At 58.6% G+C, this 17,741-nt stretch carries 13 protein-coding genes; 2 read left to right on the plus strand and 11 right to left on the minus strand.

What is annotated here, in order from left to right:
* Window positions 1-58 precede the first annotated feature (58 nt).
* The 11 genes from QU606_RS03110 to ltrA form a co-directional block, all read right to left on the minus strand.
* Window positions 59-1,624, minus strand: coding sequence for a SpoVR family protein (locus QU606_RS03110; RefSeq protein ID WP_024077724.1), 1,566 nt, complete (start codon window positions 1,622-1,624; stop codon window positions 59-61).
* A complete protein-coding gene (locus QU606_RS03115; RefSeq protein WP_024077723.1) occupies window positions 1,621-2,892 on the minus strand; it encodes a YeaH/YhbH family protein in 1,272 nt (423 codons plus the stop codon). The genes QU606_RS03110 and QU606_RS03115 overlap by 4 nt, the downstream gene beginning before the upstream one ends.
* A 113-nt stretch (window positions 2,893-3,005) precedes the next feature.
* A complete protein-coding gene (locus QU606_RS03120; RefSeq protein ID WP_024077722.1) occupies window positions 3,006-4,928 on the minus strand; it encodes a PrkA family serine protein kinase in 1,923 nt (640 codons plus the stop codon).
* Between the two features lie 285 nt (window positions 4,929-5,213).
* Window positions 5,214-5,543, minus strand: a complete 330-nt coding sequence (gene glpE, locus QU606_RS03125; protein ID WP_024077721.1) for a thiosulfate sulfurtransferase GlpE — start codon at window positions 5,541-5,543, stop codon at window positions 5,214-5,216.
* 29 nt (window positions 5,544-5,572) lie between these two features.
* The gene (locus QU606_RS03130) at window positions 5,573-6,424 is read right to left on the minus strand and encodes a symmetrical bis(5'-nucleosyl)-tetraphosphatase (protein WP_069077163.1); all 852 of its coding nucleotides are present in this window, start codon (window positions 6,422-6,424) and stop codon (window positions 5,573-5,575) included.
* A complete protein-coding gene (apaG, locus tag QU606_RS03135; RefSeq protein ID WP_024077719.1) occupies window positions 6,424-6,804 on the minus strand; it encodes a Co2+/Mg2+ efflux protein ApaG in 381 nt (126 codons plus the stop codon). The genes QU606_RS03130 and apaG overlap by 1 nt, the downstream gene beginning before the upstream one ends.
* 160 nt (window positions 6,805-6,964) lie before the next feature.
* Window positions 6,965-7,777: a 16S rRNA (adenine(1518)-N(6)/adenine(1519)-N(6))-dimethyltransferase RsmA gene (gene rsmA / locus QU606_RS03140; RefSeq protein ID WP_024077718.1), complete on the minus strand. Its 813-nt coding sequence runs from the start codon at window positions 7,775-7,777 to the stop codon at window positions 6,965-6,967.
* Entirely contained in the window at window positions 7,774-8,763 is a 990-nt protein-coding gene (gene pdxA / locus QU606_RS03145) for a 4-hydroxythreonine-4-phosphate dehydrogenase PdxA (protein WP_304998107.1), read from the minus strand. The genes rsmA and pdxA overlap by 4 nt, the downstream gene beginning before the upstream one ends.
* Window positions 8,760-10,100 carry a peptidylprolyl isomerase gene (locus QU606_RS03150; RefSeq protein WP_024077716.1) on the minus strand — a complete coding sequence of 447 codons (1,341 nt, stop codon included), beginning with the start codon at window positions 10,098-10,100 and terminating at the stop codon, window positions 8,760-8,762. Before QU606_RS03150 ends, pdxA begins: the two co-directional genes overlap by 4 nt.
* Window positions 10,075-12,888 (minus strand): LPS-assembly protein LptD, encoded by a 2,814-nt coding sequence (locus tag QU606_RS03155; protein WP_304998108.1) that lies wholly within the window; start codon window positions 12,886-12,888, stop codon window positions 10,075-10,077. The genes QU606_RS03150 and QU606_RS03155 overlap by 26 nt, the downstream gene beginning before the upstream one ends.
* 143 nt (window positions 12,889-13,031) lie before the next feature.
* The gene (ltrA, locus tag QU606_RS03160) at window positions 13,032-14,741 is read right to left on the minus strand and encodes a group II intron reverse transcriptase/maturase (protein WP_304998109.1); all 1,710 of its coding nucleotides are present in this window, start codon (window positions 14,739-14,741) and stop codon (window positions 13,032-13,034) included.
* Window positions 14,742-16,043: 1,302 nt separating this feature from the next.
* On the opposite strand from ltrA, the gene QU606_RS03165 reads away from it, so the two are divergent.
* Window positions 16,044-17,069, plus strand: coding sequence for an aminoglycoside phosphotransferase family protein (locus QU606_RS03165; protein WP_304998110.1), 1,026 nt, complete (start codon window positions 16,044-16,046; stop codon window positions 17,067-17,069).
* Complete coding sequence (gene murU / locus QU606_RS03170; RefSeq protein WP_168232754.1) at window positions 17,066-17,740, plus strand: N-acetylmuramate alpha-1-phosphate uridylyltransferase MurU; 675 nt, start codon at window positions 17,066-17,068, stop codon at window positions 17,738-17,740. The genes QU606_RS03165 and murU overlap by 4 nt, the downstream gene beginning before the upstream one ends.
* Window position 17,741: the final 1 nt, after the last annotated feature.

The following is a 17,741-nucleotide window of genomic DNA, read 5'->3' on the forward strand; positions in this document are numbered from 1 at the left end:
AGCCTCCATTAGCGCCACAGGATACCGCCTGTGCCTGGCCAATGGAGGCTTTGCTGTTTCAGAGATGGACGACGGCGAGGTCCAGGCGGCCGTAGTCGTTGTCGTTGTGATCGCTGCGTGGGGGGACATGGTGGGTTTTCATCACCTGATCACCCTGCAAGGTTTCCAGGTGGATATCGAACCCCCATAGCCGGTGCAGATGCTTGAGCACCTCCTCGGTGGATTCCCCCAAGGGTTTGCGGTCGTGCTGCTGATGACGCAGGGTCAGCGAGCGATCGCCGCGTACGTCGATGCTGTATATCTGGATGTTCGGCTCGCGGTTGCCCAGGTTGTACTGCGCCGCCAGGGTTTCCCGGATGATGCGGTAGCCTGGTTCGTCGTGAATGGCCGGCACCACCAGGTCATCCTTGAGGTCGTCATCCAGAATGCTGAACAGCTTGAGGTCGCGAATGACCTTGGGTGACAGGTACTGCAGGATGAAACTTTCATCCTTGAAGCTGCTCATGGCGAACTTGATGGTCGACAGCCAATCGCTGCCGGCGATTTCCGGGAACCAGCGACGGTCTTCCTCGGTGGGGTGCTCGCACATGCGCCGGATGTCGCGGTACATGGCAAAGCCCAGGGCATAGGGGTTGATGCCGCTGTAATACGGGCTGTCGAAGCCGGGTTGGAATACCACGCTGGTATGGGAAGTGAGGAACTCCATCATGAAGCCGTCGGTGACCAGGCCTTCGTCGTACAGGTCGTTCATCAACGTGTAGTGCCAGAATGTCGCCCAGCCTTCGTTCATCACCTGGGTCTGGCGTTGTGGATAAAAGTACTGGGCGATCTTGCGCACGATGCGCACGATTTCCCGTTGCCAAGGCTCCAGTAGCGGTGCGTGTTTTTCCAGGAAGTACAGGATGTTTTCCTGGGGTTCGACGGGGAAGCGTGCATTATCCTTGTCACTGTTCTTGCCCGCGCGTTTGGGAATAGTGCGCCACAGGTCATTGATCTGCTTCTGCAGGTGCTCCTCGCGCTCCTTCTGGCGCAGGCGCTCTTCCTCGGCCGAAATCGGATAGGGTCGTTTGTAGCGGTCGACCCCATAGTTCATCAGGGCATGGCAGGAGTCGAGCAGGTCTTCCACCGCGTCGATGCCATGGCGTTCCTCGCATTGCATGATGTACTGCTTGGCGAACACCAGGTAATCGATGATCGAGCTGGCGTCGGTCCAGGTGCGGAACAGGTAGTTACCCTTGAAAAAGCTGTTATGCCCATAGCAGGCGTGAGCCACCACCAGCGCCTGCATGCAGATGGTGTTTTCTTCCATCAGGTAGGCGATGCACGGGTCGGAGTTGATGACGATTTCGTAGGCCAGGCCCATCTGCCCGCGGCTATAGGACTTTTCAGTGCTGAGGAAGTGCTTGCCATAGGACCAGTGGTGATAACCCAGCGGCATGCCCACCGAGGCATAGGCGTCCATCATCTGTTCAGCGGTGATCACTTCGATCTGGTTGGGGTAGGTGTCCAGGGCATAACCGGCCGCGATACGGCTGATTTCCCGGTCATAGGCCTGGATCAGTTCAAAGGTCCACTCAGACCCCGTGGAGATAGGTTGGCGTTTTTGCTCTTTTTTGGCGGTCATGTCACTAACCTGCGCTGGAAGAGTTCACGGAAGACCGGGTAGATATCGCCGGCCGAGACCAGTTGCTGCTGGGCGAATGTGTCGGCAAAGGCTTCGCCGATGCGCTCGTATTCGAACCACAGCGCCTGATGCTCACGGGGGGTGATCTCAACATAAGTGTAGTACTGCACGAACGGCATGATCTGGTTGATCAGGATGTCGCGGCAGATGGGCGAGTCATCGTTCCAGTTGTCACCGTCCGAGGCTTGCGCGGCATAGATGTTCCACTCGTTGGCGGGGTAGCGCTCGGCCATGATCTCCTGCATCAGTTTCAAGGCGCTGGAAACGATAGTGCCGCCGGTTTCCCGCGAGTAGAAGAACTCCTCTTCGTCCACTTCACGGGCGCTGGTGTGATGGCGGATAAACACCACGTCGATCTTGTCGTAGTTCCGCTTGAGGAACAGGTACAGCAGGATGAAAAAGCGCTTGGCAATGTCCTTGGTGGCCTGGGTCATCGAGCCGGACACGTCCATCAGGCAGAACATCACGGCCTTGGAGCTGGGGTTGGGCTGCTTGACCAGCAGGTTGTATTTCAAATCGAAGGTGTCGAGGAACGGCACCCGGTGGATCCGCGCGCTGAGTTTCTCGATTTCAACTTCAATTTCCTGGATATCGCCGAAGTTATCCGGTTCTTCGCGCTTCAAGCGTGCCAACTCTTCCTTGGCCTCTCTCAGCTTGGCGCGGCTGCTTCCCGATAGGGCGATACGCCGTGCATGGGCTGAGCGAAGGGTGCGGATGATGTTGATACGGGACGGATTGCCTTCGTTGCTGATCCCGGCGCGCACCGTTTTATAGGTGTCGGTACCGGTCAGGTTGCGCTTGACCAGGTTGGGTAGCTCCAGGTCCTCGAACATGAATTCGAGGAATTCTTCCTGGGTGATCTGGAACACGAACTCGTCCATGCCCTCGCCGGAGTTACCCGCCTTGCCTGGGCCTTTGCCCCCGCCACCGCCCTGGGGTCGTTGGATATGTTCGCCAGTGGTGAACTCCTTGTTGCCGGGGTGCACCACGGTTTGTTTGCCGCCCCGGCCATGGTGCAGCACCGGTTCGTCGATGTCCCGTCCGGGAATGCTGATTTGCTCGCCGTGCTCCATGTCGGTGATGGAGCGGCGGCTGACGGCCTCTTCAACGGCCTTTTTGATGTGGTCACGGTAACGCCGCAGGAAACGTTGGCGGTTTACCGTGCTTTTGTTCTTGCCATTGAGGCGTCGGTCGATCACATAGCTCATGGGGAGCCCTCCGGGCAGCTTCACGTTACAAGCTTCAAGCCGCGAGCTGGAAGCTTAGAGACAAGCGGTCAGCTGCCAGGCCAAATGCCTGGCAGCGCACGCTTGCCGCTGCCTTACTGCGATTTGCGAACTCGCAAATACCACTCGGAGAGTAGCCGTACTTGTTTGTCGGTGTAGCCACGCTCGACCATGCGTGTGACGAAGTCGTTGTGTTTTTGCTGGTCCTCCTTGCTGGCCTTGGCGTTGAAGCTGATGACCGGCAGCAGATCCTCGGTGTTGGAGAACATTTTCTTCTCGATGACCACCCGCAACTTCTCGTAGCTGAGCCAGGTGGGGTTCTTGCCGTTGTTGTTCGCTCGTGCGCGCAATACGAAGTTGACGATTTCGTTGCGGAAATCCTTCGGATTGCTGATGCCCGCCGGTTTCTCGATTTTTTCCAGTTCCTCGTTGAGGGCCACGCGGTTGAGGATTTCGCCGGTTTCCGGGTCGCGGTATTCCTGGTCCTGGATCCAGAAGTCTGCGTACAACACGTAGCGGTCGAAGATGTTCTGGCCGTACTCGCTGTAGGACTCCAGGTAAGCGGTCTGGATTTCCTTGCCGATAAACTCGATGTAGCGTGGTGCGAGGTATTCCTTGAGGAAGCGCAGGTAGCGTTCGCGGGTTTCTGCCTGGAATTGCTCCTGTTCGATCTGCTGCTCCAGCACATAGAGCAGGTGCACCGGGTTGGCGGCGATTTCATGGGGGTCGAAGTTGAAGACTTTGGACAGGATCTTGAACGCAAAGCGCGTCGACAGGCCGTTCATGCCCTCATCCACGCCCGCCGTGTCGCGATATTCCTGGATCGACTTGGCCTTGGGGTCGGTGTCCTTGAGGTTTTCGCCGTCGTACACCCGCATCTTCGAGTAGATATTCGAGTTTTCCGGCTCCTTGAGGCGCGACAGCACGGTGAACTGGGCAAGCATCTTCAAGGTGTCAGGTGCGCAATGCGCCTTGGCCAGGGAGCTGTTGAACAGCAACTTGTCGTAGATCTTGATTTCGTCACTGACGCGCAGGCAGTACGGCACCTTGACGATGTAGATCCGGTCGATGAAGGCTTCGTTGTTCTTGTTGTTGCGGAAGGTGTGCCATTCCGATTCGTTGGAGTGGGCCAGCAGGATCCCGGTAAACGGAATCGCACCCAGGCCTTCAGTACTGTTGTAGTTGCCTTCCTGGGTCGCGGTGAGCAGTGGGTGCAGCACCTTGATCGGCGCCTTGAACATCTCCACGAATTCCATCAGGCCCTGGTTGGCCCGGCACAGCGCGCCGGAGTAGCTGTAGGCGTCGGCATCGTTCTGCGGGAATTCCTCCAGTTTGCGGATATCGACCTTACCCACCAGTGCCGAAATGTCCTGGTTGTTCTCATCGCCCGGTTCAGTCTTGGCCACGCCGATCTGGTTGAGGATCGACGGGTAGAGTTTCACTACGCGGAACTGGCTGATATCACCGCCAAACTCGGCCAGCCGCTTGGTGGCCCAGGGCGACATGATGGTGTTGAGGTAGCGCCGGGGAATGCCGAAATCCTCTTCGAGGATCGCACCATCTTCCGTGGCGTTGAACAGGCCCAGGGGCGATTCGAAGACCGGCGAGCCCTTGATCGCATAGAAGGGCACTTTCTCAATCAGTTGTTTGAGCTTTTCAGCCAGGGACGATTTACCGCCGCCAACCGGGCCGAGCAGGTAGAGGATCTGTTTCTTCTCCTCCAGGCCTTGGGCGGCATGGCGGAAGTAGGAGACGATCTGGTCAATGCATTCTTCCATTCCATGGAAGTCCTCAAAGGCCGGGTAGCGACGGATCACCTTGTTGGAGAATATTCGCGACAGGCGCGAATTGTTGGAGGTGTCTACCAGCTCCGGCTCGCCAATCGCCAGCAGCAGGCGTTCGGCGGCAGACGCGTAGGTGCTGCGATCCTGTTTGCACAGCTCGAGATACTCTTGAAGCGTGAGTTCTTCCTGCTGTGTGGATGCGAAGCGTTGTTGGAAGTGGCTAAAAATACTCATGACGTCGTCACCTCGCTCGATACGTGGAGCCGACGCCGGATCAATCAGTCGATGCTGGCAGACATTGACGGACGCCAATGGCTGTTTTCCCCCCAGAACACCCTGAAACGCTACCGATGACCCGCACGCCGGTGTACCGGCTCTCCCCTGATTCGGATGGCCTGCGCTTAAGGATAGTTCGGAATCCGGGAGGTCAAGGTGCGATGCACAATTAGTTTGGCTGCGCCGTTCGTCAGAAACGGCGCTAGCCCAAGCATCACGGGGGGTAGCGGGGTGTGAAAAAAATTATTGCGAATCGGATGAAGAAATTTCTGCAGGATACGTCGTACGCCACAGCTCAAAGCCGCCGTCCAGGCTATAGACGTCGGAGAAACCCTGGCTGATCAGGTAGGCGGCCGCGCTCTGGCTGGAGTTGCCGTGGTAGCAGGCCACGATCACCGGCGCGTCGAGGTCGGCGGCGCGGATGAAATCGGCAATGTTGTGGTTGTCCAGATGACGGGCGTCTTTGATGTGGTTCAGGGCGTAAGTCTGCGGATCACGAATATCCACCACCACCGCGCCTTGTTCGCGCAGGACCTGGGCTTGTTCGGGAGAGATACGTTTGAATTCGCTCATGGCGGGCTCCTTGGGCGTGGCTGCTGCGTCTAGCGCTTGGCGGCAGCCGGCAGTGTAGCGGGAAGAGGGGAGGGGCACTGGCAGCTCAGGCGCTCGCCGGTGTCGATGTTCATAATGGTCATGGCGCCACCCCACACACAGCCGGTGTCGAGGGCGAATACACCAGGTTCGTCGCACTTGCCTTCGAGGGCCGCCCAGTGACCAAAGATAATCTTCGTGTCGCGGGTCTTGCGGTCCTTATGGGCGAACCAGGGTTTGTAGCCGGGCAGCGCGGTGTCGGCGCCTTCCTTGCTCTTGAGGTCCAACTTGCCTTCGGCGGTGCAGAAGCGCATGCGCGTGAAGTAGTTGGTGATCACTCGCAGGCGGGCCACGCCGGTGAGGTCGTTGTCCCATTTGACCGGTTCGTTGCCGTACATGCCGTCGAGGTAGGCGGTGTACAGGCTGTCATCGGCCAGGGCGCTTTCGACCTCGGCGGCGCACTTGAGGGCCTTTTTCAGTGTCCACTGGGGCGGGATACCGGCGTGGACCAGGGCCATGTCACGGCTTTCGTCGTAATGCATGATTTTCTGCTGGCGAAGCCAATCCAGCAGTTCGCCCCGGTCCGGCGCTTCGAGGATCTCGCGCAGCGTATCGCCCTTTTTCAGGCGCTCGATATTATTGCCGACCGCCAGCAGGTGCAGGTCGTGATTGCCCAATACGCACACCAGCGAGTCACGCAGGCGATAGAGGTAGCGCAGGGTGTCGAGGGACTGCGGGCCACGGTTGACCAGGTCGCCAACGAGCCACAGGCGATCTTTTGCTGGGTCGAAGGCCACGCGTTCGAGCAGGCACTGGAGGGGCTCCAGGCAGCCTTGCAGATCGCCGACCGCGTACGTCGCCATCAGTGCAAGGCTCCGGGCACCGCCAGGCGAAAAGGCTTGATGATTGCGTCGAACAGTTGGCCATCAGTGGCCTTCATCTGATACGAGCCTTGCATGGTGCCCACCTTGGAGGTCATCACCGTGCCGCTGCTGTAGGTATGACTGGCGCCGATATCGATCAATGGCTGCTGGCCGACGACGCCGGCGCCGCGCACTTCTTCGACTTGGCCGTCACCGTCAGTGATCACCCAATGGCGAGACAGCAGCTTGGCCGGCACCAGCCCATTGTTTTTCACCGTGATGGTGTAGGCAAAGGCGAAGCGGTTCTGTTCAGGTTGCGATTGGTCCGCCAGGAAGCGGGTGACGACGCTGACGTCGATCTGGTAGCGAGGATCGGACATGCAAGAGGCCTTAAAAGCAAAAGCGGAGGACAGCAGATGCGGATCAGTCTAGGCCATGAGGTGGGCACTAGGCCAGACATGCTGTCTGGCCCGGCAGGAGCCGGCTTGCCGGCGATAGCAATGACGAGCACGCCATCGCTGGCAAACCGGCTCCTGGTGTTTATTCCACCGCGGGGGCAGGCTGGATGGCCAGTTGGTCTGCGAGACGCACGAAGGCAGCCAGGTCCAGTTGCTCGGGGCGCAGGCTGCCGTCGACGCCGGCGGCTTCGATTTCAGCGTTGCTCAGCAGGGCCTTCAGCGTGTTGCGCAAGGTCTTGCGACGCTGGTTGAACGCTTCACGCACCACGCGCTCCAGCAATTTGTGATCCTTTGCCGGGTGCGGCAGTACGGCGTGAGGCACCAGGCGCACGATGGCCGAGTCGACCTTCGGTGGCGGGTTGAATGCGCCAGGGCCGACGTTGAACAGGTGTTCGACGCGGCAGTGGTACTGCACCATGATCGACAGGCGACCCCAATCACCACCGCCAGGGCCGGCAGCCAGGCGTTCCACCACTTCCTTTTGCAGCATGAAGTGCATGTCGCGGATGATCCCGGCGTTGTTGAGCAGGTGAAAAATCAGCGGTGTGGAGATGTTGTACGGCAGGTTACCCACTACCCGCAGGCTGTTGGGCGCCGCGTTCAGGGTGTTGAAGTCGAACTTCAGCGCATCGCCCTGATGCAGGTTGAAGTTGGGTTTGTCGGCAAACTGCTGGTTGAGGATCGGGATCAGGTCCTTGTCCAGTTCGACCACGTCCAGTTGGCCTCCGCTGGCCAACAGGCCTTGGGTCAGGGCGCCCTGGCCCGGGCCGATTTCCAGCAGACGGTCTTCAGGCTTGGCATGGATGGAGCGCAGGATACGGTCGATCACGCCAGCGTCGTGCAGGAAGTTTTGCCCGAAGCGCTTGCGCGCCCGGTGTTGGTAATGCTCGGTCATATACGGGTCTCGGCCATCTGATAGGCGGTTTCCAGGGCCACATGCAGGCTGCCGGTGTCGATCTTGCCGCTGCCCGCCAGGTCCAGGGCGGTGCCATGGTCGACGGAGGTACGGATGATCGGCAGGCCCAGTGTCACGTTGACGGCGGCGCCGAAGCCTTTGTATTTGAGCACCGGCAGCCCCTGGTCGTGGTACATCGCCAGCACTGCGTCGCAGTGCTCCAGATATTTGGGGGTAAATAGAGTGTCGGCAGGCAGTGGGCCGCGCAGGTCCATGCCTTCTTGGCGCAGACGCTCCAGGGTGGGTTCGATGATGTCGATTTCTTCATGGCCCAGGTGGCCGCCTTCGCCCGCATGGGGGTTGAGCCCGCAGACAAGGATGCGCGGTTGGGCAATGCCGAATTTCTGTTGCAGGTCGGCGTGCAGGATGCGCGTCACGCGCTCCAGGCGCTCGACGGTGATGGCGTCGGCAACATCGCGCAGTGGCAGGTGCGTGGTTACCAGGGCGACGCGCAGGCCGCGTGTGGCCAGCATCATCACGACTTGGGCGGTGTGGGTCAGTTCGGCAAGGAATTCGGTATGCCCGGAAAAGGCGATACCCGATTCATTGATCACGCCCTTGTGCACCGGTGCGGTGATCATGCCGGCGAAGTCGCCGTCGATGCAGCCTTGCCCGGCGCGGGTCAGGGTTTCCAGCACAAAGGCCGCGTTGGCCTTGTCCAGTTGCCCGGCAACCACCTTAGCGTGCAGTGGGGTATCCCACACATAAAGGCTGCCTGCCGGCGCCGGCAGGTCAGGCCAGTGCCCCGGCCCAACGTCCAGCAGATCGACAGCCACACCCAGTTGCGTGGCCCGCTCAAGGAGCAGGTCACGGCTGGTAATGGCAATCAGGGGGTGTGGCTGGGCTTGTGAGGCGAGCAGCAGGCACAGGTCTGGACCAATGCCGGCCGGCTCGCCGGGTGTCACCGCAAAACGCTGGGGTTTCACTGGGTTGCCTGGTTGGTGCCTGTTTGCTCGGCGCCTGGCAGCTTGTTTTCTACGTAGGCTTCGTCACGGATCTGACGCAACCAGGTTTGCAGCTCTTCGTCGTACTTGCGGTTACGCAGTACGGTCAACGCTTGTTGCTCGCGGGCCTGGCTGGTGTTGTCGGTGGCGCGGCGGCCAAGGACTTCCAGTACATGCCAGCCGTATTGAGTCTTGAATGGCTTGGACAGAACGCCTTGCGGGGTCTTGGCCATGACGTCCTGGAACTCAGGCACCAGTGCTTTCGGGTCGATCCAGTTCAGGTCGCCGCCGTTGAGGGCCGAACCCGGGTCTTCCGAGAAGCTTTTGGCCAGGGTGGCGAAGTCTTCACCGCTTTCGATGCGGTCATAGATCTTCTGGGCCAGTTCCTTGGTTTGTGCTTCGGTGCGGATTTCGCTCGGTTTGACCAGGATATGACGAACATGGACTTCGTCTTTCAGCGAGGTCTCGCCGCCACGACGTTCCAGCAACTTGAGGATGATGAAACCACCAGGGGTACGGGCTGGCTGGGTAATGCCACCCACTTCCATGGCGCTCAGTTCCCGGTCGAATGGTGGTGGCAGTTGAGCGGCTTTACGCCAGCCCATGTCACCGCCTTCGAGGGCGTTGTCGCTGCCGGACTGGGCAATCGCCATTTGAGCGAAGTCAGCACCGGCTTTCAGGCGGTCGTAGATCGCCTGGGTTTTTGCCGCTGCTGCATTGAGCTGCTCGGCGTTGGCGCTGTCCGGGGTCGGGATCAGGATATTGGCCAGGTGCAGTTCTTCGGAAAGCTGCATCTTGCCCAGGTCCGAAGCCAGGAAGTTTTTCACCTCCTGCTCGGAGACCTGGACCCGCTCGGCCACACGGCGCTGACGCACGCGGCTGATGATCATCTCGCGGCGGATCTGGTCACGGGCGTCCTCGTAGGACAGGCCGTCATGGGCCAGGGCGGCACGGAACTGGTCAATGCTCATGTTGTTGCGTTGAGCGATGGTGCCAACGGCCTGGTTCAGCTCTTCATCCGAGATACGGATGCCGGAACGATCGCCGATCTGCAATTGCAGGTTTTCAACGATCAGGCGTTCCAGCACCTGTTGGTCCAGGACGCTGGTAGGTGGCACACCACCGCCACGCTTGGCGATGGTCTGCTGAACTTCCTTGACCCGTTGGTCCAGTTGGCTCTGCATGATCACGTCGTTATCGACGATGGCCACTACTTTATCCAGCTGTTGAACCGCAGCGTGGGCCGATGCGGTACCGAGGAACAGCGCGCCCAGCACTAGCGGGCGCAGACAATCAGAAAGCTTGGTCTTCACGTTCACGATAACCTTCAATGCCTTTGTCGAGGAAGCTCTCTACCTTGGCGCCGGTCAGGCCGCCGAGTCCTTTGAGGACGATCTGGAGGAAGAGCCCGTGGTCACCCTTTTCGTTAAGCGGGGCGATCTGGCTGTATTCGTCGTTGGAAACCCAGTAACGGTTGATGACGCGCAGTTTCCAGCAGCAGTTGTCGTACTCGAAACCACCGAAGGCTTCCAGGGTACGGTTGCGGGCATAGTCATACTGCCAGCGGGTGATCAGGTTCCACTGCGGAACGATCGGCCACATCATCGAGAAGTCGTGTTGTTGGATTTTGTAGTAATCCTTCACGAAGTTCTCTTGGCCCGGAGTGCCGTAGTCACCACCGAACTGCCATTTGCCGGTCAGCTGGTTGTAGACGACCTGGTCGTTACGATAGCGATAACCAACGTTGATGATCTTGTTCGGGTTGTCTTCCGGCTGGTAGTGAAGCATCGCGCTGCCGGAACGAGGACTGTGTTCCTCGGTGTCCCAGTTGTAGTCGGCAGTGGCGCGCCAGTCGCGGTTGAAGCGGAACTCGTAGTCCAGGGCGATTGGCGAGACATCCGATTGAGCATCGGCGCGGTCGGCCGCCAGGATACCTGGCAACTGGACTTCGCGATCCTTGAAGTACACCGCCTGGCCTACGGATACGCGCTGGCGTTCGAAGCCGTTATCTTCGATCCAGCGGCTGGTCAGGCCCAGGGACAGCTTGTTCTCGTCACCGATCCGGTCAGAGCCGCTGAAGCGGTTGTCGCGGAACAGCGAGGCGTAGCTGAACGAGTACTCGCTGGTATCAAAGACCGGGATGTCGCTCTGGTCCTTGTTCGGTACGTACAGGTAGAACGCACGCGGCTCCAGGGTCTGGCGATAATCCTTGCCGAACCAGTTGGTGTTGCGGTCGAAGTACAGGCCGCTGTCGACGCTGGCGACGGGGATTGCTCGATCCTGGGAGCTCTTGAAGCTACCCCCCGCATATTGAGTGCCGGCGGCGGCGGCTGCATTTTGATCGGCAATGATCTGGTTCTTGCCGATGCTGTCCAGGTCCAGGTCGTATTTGGTGTAGACGTACTTGAGCTTCGGCGTCACAAAGCCGTAGGTCCAGTTCATCGGGTATTCGACGGCGGGAGCAACGTTCAGGCGCGTACCGTTTGCACGGGTCAGCCCCCTGACGTAGGTGTCCAGGCGCGGCGATACCAGGCCGTTCTCGTCGGTAAAGGTGCCGTTCTCCAGGTTCCGCTCAAAGCGCACGGCTTCGGTTTCGTAGCTGAAGTTCAGGCCACCCGGATGGTATGGCAGCTGGCCATTGAAGGTGATCTGCGGCAGCCGGTCATACGGGGTGATCTGGGAAATCGTCGCCAGTTGGTAGGCCTGGAGGTTCAGGCGTGCCTGGTAGGAGTCGCCGCGATAGGTCACGGAGCCCTGCTGGTTGACGTAATCGCGGCTCTCTACACCTTCCTGGTAAGCCTTCAGGTCCTGGAAGTAGTAAGGGTCGCTGATTTGGGTGTAGTCGACCTGGGTCAGTACACGCGAATCCAGCCCGCCCTTATGCTGCCAGTTGAGCATGTAGCGGGTTTTTTCGTAGTCGGTCTGCTTTTTGCGCTCGTCGTTGTCGTCGTTCAGGTACGCGCCGCCGAACTGGCCTTCGCTGGATTTGGTGAGGTAGCGGAATTCGCCTTCCATCAACATGCCGCGCTTGGTCATGTATTGCGGGTACAACGTGGCGTCGTAGTTCGGCGCCAGGTTGAAGTAGTATGGCGTAACCAGGGTGAAGCCGGTTTCACTGCCCGTGCTGAAGCTCGGCGGCAGGAAGCCGGATTGACGACGGTTGTCGATCGGGAAGTAGATATAAGGGGTGTAGAGGATCGGGATGTTCTTGATCCGCAACGTCGCGTTGGTCGCCGTACCGAAACCGGTGGCCGGGTTCAACGTGATGTTGTTGCCCTTGAGCTGCCAGGCATTGCTGTCTGGTTCGCATGTGGTGTACGTACCGTCCTTGAGACGGATGATCGCGTTTTCGGCACGCTTGGCGTACAGCGCGTTACCGCGGATGCGCGACTTGTGCAGTACGTACTCGGCGTTATCGATTTGTGCGGCACCGGTGTCCAGCTGCACTTGCGCGTGGTCGCCGACGATCAGCGCGCCATTGTCGCGCAAACGGACGTTACCGTTCAGCTCGCCACGGTTCTCGGCCTGATACAGGCTGGCTTCCTGGGACTCGAGCTGCATGCTGCCCTGGCGCATGACGACGTCACCGGCCAGGGTCGCGACTTGCGACTCCTGCTCGTAACGAGAGGCCTTGGCGCCGATGAAGGTCGGCGCATCGCTCTTGTTCGTCTTGTCGTTCATGCCGGGGCGAGTCGGCTCGATGTACGCACCGGCGCAATAAGGCCCGGTTTCGGCCAACTGGGCTGCCGTCAGCTTCTCGCGAGGTACCCAGTCCAGGTGGCTGTAGTCGGCGCTGCGCGAGCGCAGGCCACGGCCCTTGGATTCGGTAACCAGAGCGGTTTTCGGTTCGGCCTCGGCGTTGCCACCCGCATCGGCTTGCGCCGTGCTGTTGGCCGAGCTGACGGCTGCACCGTCATGCACCGGGCGCGGTGGTAATGGGGCGGCGGCGGTTTTCGGCGCGCAATCCCAGGCACCCGAAGCAGAGACTGAGCAGTCATACTGTTCCGCGGCGACCACGAATGAGGTGGCGAAAGGTTGCATGGCCAGCAGACTGCCGGTTACCAGCAACGGAAATTTTCTACGAAACGCGGGGGATTTCAATGCCATCTTATTAGTCCGGGCTTCCTGCGTGCCATCTGCCCGCGGTTTGGGCCGCACGCCTCTCGATGGTCTGAAAGTTGGGTAGGAACAGACCATTTCTGGTCTGCTCCCCCCTAAAAACCGTACGTGCGCCTTTCAGCGCATACGGCTCAAGTCTTTACGAAGCCCCCCCTTGGGGGAGCCGGTTTGTACACTGTTAGTCCACGAGCGTGAAGCTGCTGGTGGCAAATGGGATGCAATAGTACCCGGTTGTCCAGCGAGTCACCACCGCCTTGTGAGCGATAAATGATGTGGTGGTCGTGCCACCCAGTCTCCCTAGATATTGGGCTTTTGCATAGTACGCACAGTCCTTTTTGGGATTGAAATAGATGAAGAATTTGTTTGCGGTACTTCAATTTCCCGAGCATCCGGGACATCCGCAATGCCTCTCCCATTTCTTCCATAGAGGGATCAAACGGATTGAAATCCCCGCTGATCTTCCTGTGCCTCTCAATCGGCGTGGCCTCTAGGGCGTATAACCGAATTGCCTCTTTGCCTCCTGACTCCGTTATGACCGTGGTGGCAAACACCCAGCTTCGATTTTCGTAGGTTTGGAAATACTTCTCCCTTACCCAATCGAGACTTTTATTTGGGTGCCGCCTTTTCGCCCAACGCCAAAGCGCTTGGAATATTTGGTGGTCCATGCGGCTGTACGCCTTCTTGGCGACCACAGGCTGGTGATACAGCGCCCAGCCTCGCAGTATCGGATTAAGCAGGCGGATCAACTCCTCCTGTTTCACCGCTTTGTTAGTGCTGATGACCTCTTTTACCTTCCTATAGAACGCTTTCACGTTCTTTTTGGCAGGTTTGATCAGGAGTTTTCCGCCGTATTTGCGGAAATTCCAACCAAGGAAGTCGAAGCCTTCATCTATGTGGACGACGTGGGTTTTCTCAAGCGACAGCTGCAATCCTCGCACCGCGAGAAACTGCTCAACCCAAGGTTTGATCTCATTTTCGAGCATCTCTTTCGAGCTACCGGTAATCACAAAATCATCCGCATATCGCACCACGTTAATTTTCAGCTTCTTCGCCTTCGTCACGCCCAGATGTTGCTTGAGCTGTGCTTCCAGTCCATCCAGCACCAAATTTGCCAAGGTGGGCGAGATAATCCCGCCCTGTGGTGTACCGGCATTCGTTGCCTGTAGCTGGCCTTTGTGAATCACTCCAGCTTTCAACCATTTTCGGAGGATTTCTTTGTCCGTTGGGACATTTTCGATCAGCCAGTCATGGTTGATGTGATCAAAGCAGCCTTTGATGTCCGCTTCCAATACCCATTGGGCCGAAGCTTTCTTGGATAGACAAACGAACAACTGTCCCATCGCATCCGCCGTGGAGCGTTCGATCCGAAAGCCGTAGCTGTTTGGATCGCCGGTGGTCTCAGCGATAGGTGCCAGGGCTAGCAGGTATAGCGCCTGCATAGCTCTGTCAGTCATGGTTGGAATGCCCAGAGGGCGTTCTTTTCCATTCGACTTCGGGATAAACACACGCCGTAGTGGCCGTGGCTTATACCCGTGGCGCTTCAACCCATTTGCCGCTTTCCATTTGGCATCGGGTGTATCCCAGAGCACGCGGTCGACTCCCGCCGTGCGCTTGCCCTGGTTTTCAGTGACTCGCCGTATGGCCAAGTATCTGGCCGAACGAGAGCGGGTTAACATCCGTTGCAGGGCTTTCACCCGGCGCCAGTTGCCTTCCCGACAAGCCTTCGCAATCCGTATCTGCATCGCCCGTACGTTCTGCTGCACACGACACCAATCGATGTCATGCCAATGCTGCGGAACGCCGGAAGGCGCAGACCCGGCCAGTTGACTAGGTACTAACATGCTGCCTTCCTCTCAAGTTTCCCGAGCAGAAGACGTACGCATCCCCTGACGGGAATGGACGCTCCCGTCAGGAGTGGATGAATAAGAAGCCCATTACTGCCGGACTTCGAAGATGATTGAGACAGGTTTACTCAGCGTTCATGCGATAAAAGACCACGCAGAAGTCTGCCCGGTTTCCCGTGGGGTAATGTTCCAACCCCTATCCGCGCCATTACAGCTCGGCGTTCGCTTTTTCTGCGATCCCATACCCGCACAGCCAACAGATCCCCTTGCGGTTCACCTGCCCGAAGGCGGCCATACGGGCTTACCACGTTCCCTACCTGTCACACGATTGGTTTAGGGTCTGCCTTTTCACCGGAGGCCTTGTAGCGACGTATTCCCACATCCCACAGGAATAACTGGCCCCATACCTTTTGGTCCATGCCTGACAGCAGTTTTGGCATGTTTATCATTACGGCGTTTATCAGCAGTTCACTTACGTTACCCATGCCAACCAGCCTAGCGTCTCGACCCGGTACTGCTCCGAGCGTCTGTACTTTGCCTCACGGCAAAAGCACACCCTGATGGGGACTACATTGTCGGAAAAGCTTCACACCCCACCGTTACCAGTGACGCATGTTTTCCTAGGCTATCGTTGGTCGCACAACGAGTCCGCTGCTATCTCAAAATAAGATAGTTGGACAATGACAGACAGAGTTTTCACTCGTGTCTCCGGTTTGATGTGAGCGGAGGACTGCAAGGCAGCACGCTCAAAGAGTATTTCCTCCTGTTTTAAGGCAGGAGGAATCCCTGCGGGGATTCATCCCGCAAGGGTAGGCCTAGGGCCTGAGTGGATTCGCTATCTGATGTAGAAGACGGCGCAAATAATGACGACCGTAAAGGCCGATATCATTCCCGCAAATTTCCAAGTCAGTCGATACAAGACGTCATCGAGAGCTTTGGAGATATCTGTCTGACTTGCCGATACATCAGCTTTAAGGGCTAGACGTTTCCGCATAGAGACCTCATCAGTAGTGAAGTAGGCACTCCCAGTCCGAAATTCGGACCATAGCCGCGCTTCTGAGTGCTAAGCGGCTTTGGGGTTCGCTATTGTCGCCGCAGCGACAACGAGTCCTTCTAAGCAGTGGGACCCCTGGGCTGTTTTGTTTCCCGGATTGGCTACCGGGCTATCGGTTTTCTTGGGGAAAACCATTGACGGTGACGTCTCACCGCCAACCTGGAGACACGCTACGCGTGTCGCACAAGATGCGTGATAATAAAGCATGCCCCGCTTGACGGCTAGCGCCGTCGGAGACCCTTGTAATGCCCGAGCAAGATCTACGTTTACAACAGCTGGAAGTCTGGCTGGATGAGCAGTTGCCGATCCTTTTCAATGCCCAGGACTGGGGCCCGGTACCCCCGGCCACATTGACCGCGGCCAGCAGCGACGCAAGTTTCAGGCGCTACTTCCGCTGGGAAGGCGGTGGCCGGACGTTCGTGGTAATGGACGCGCCACCCCCCCAGGAAAACTGCAAACCTTTCGTCGATATCGCTCATTTACTCGCGAAATCGGGAATTAATGTTCCGAAAATTTACGCAGAAGATTTGCCGCGAGGCTTTCTTTTGCTCAATGACCTGGGCAGAAACACCTACCTGGACGTGATTGACGAGCAAAATGCCGATCAATTGTTCGCCGACGCCATCGACGCCTTGCTGGCTTTCCAGCAATTGCCGATGGACACGCCGCTGCCCAGCTATGACGTCGCCCTGCTGCGTCGCGAGCTGGAATTGTTTCCTGAGTGGTACGTGCGCCGGCACTTGGGTATCGAGTTCGATACCCAGCAACAGGCCCTCTGGCAACGTATCAGCGAACATCTGATCGACAGCGCCCTGGCCCAGCCCATGGTGCTGGTGCACCGCGACTACATGCCGCGCAACCTGATGATCAGCCAGCCCAACCCCGGCGTACTGGACTTCCAGGACGCGGTCTACGGCCCGGTGACCTACGACATCACCTGCCTGTTCAAGGACGCGTTCCTCAGTTGGCCCCAGGCCCGCGTGCGTGAATGGCAACGCGGCTACTGGGAACGTGCTGGAAAACTGGGCATTCCGGTACAGGCGGATTTCGACGACTTCCTGCGCGCCAGCGACCTGATGGGTGTGCAGCGCCATCTCAAGGTCATCGGCATTTTTGCGCGTATCTGCCATCGTGATGGCAAGCCACGCTACCTGGCCGATGTGCCACGCTTCTTCGCCTATATAGAAGCGGTGCTGGCGGACCGAGCGGAGCTGAGCGAACTGGGTGACCTGCTCGCCAGCCTGCGTCAACCCGCCGAGGCGCGGGTATGAAAGCAATGATCCTGGCGGCGGGCAAAGGCGAACGGATGCGTCCGCTCACGTTGCACACGCCCAAGCCGTTGGTGCAGGCGGGCGACAAGCGCTTGATCGAATATCACCTGGAAGCGCTGGCCAAGGCCGGCTTCACCGATATCGTGATCAACCACGCGTGGCTCGGCGAGCAGATCGAACGTTACCTGGGCGACGGCGCGCAGTTTGGCGTGCGCATTCGTTATTCCGCTGAAGGCGAGCCTCTGGAAACGGGGGGCGGGATCTTCCAGGCATTGCCGTTGCTAGGCGCTGAACCCTTTCTGGTGGTCAATGGCGATATCTGGACCGACTACGACTTTACCCGCCTGCGGCAACCGCTGCGGGGCCTGGCCCATTTGGTAATGGTCGACAACCCGGCGCATCACCCATCGGGTGGGGATTTCTATCTGCATCAGGGCGTGCTTCATGATGCGGCGCCCGGTGCCGATAACCTGACCTTCAGTGGCATTTCAGTGCTCGACCCCCAGTTGTTCGCGGGTTGCAGTGCGGGTGCCTTCAAGCTGGCGCCGCTGTTGCGGGAGGCCATGGCGAAAGGTCTGGTAACGGGGGAAAAGATGACGGGACGCTGGATTGATGTCGGTACGCTGGAGCGTCTGGCGCAGGTCGAAACCCTGCTGAAAGCGGGGCAATAGG

The organism is Pseudomonas sp. OVF7, from assembly GCF_030644265.1.
Classification (GTDB): Bacteria; Pseudomonadota; Gammaproteobacteria; order Pseudomonadales; family Pseudomonadaceae; genus Aquipseudomonas; species Aquipseudomonas gorinensis.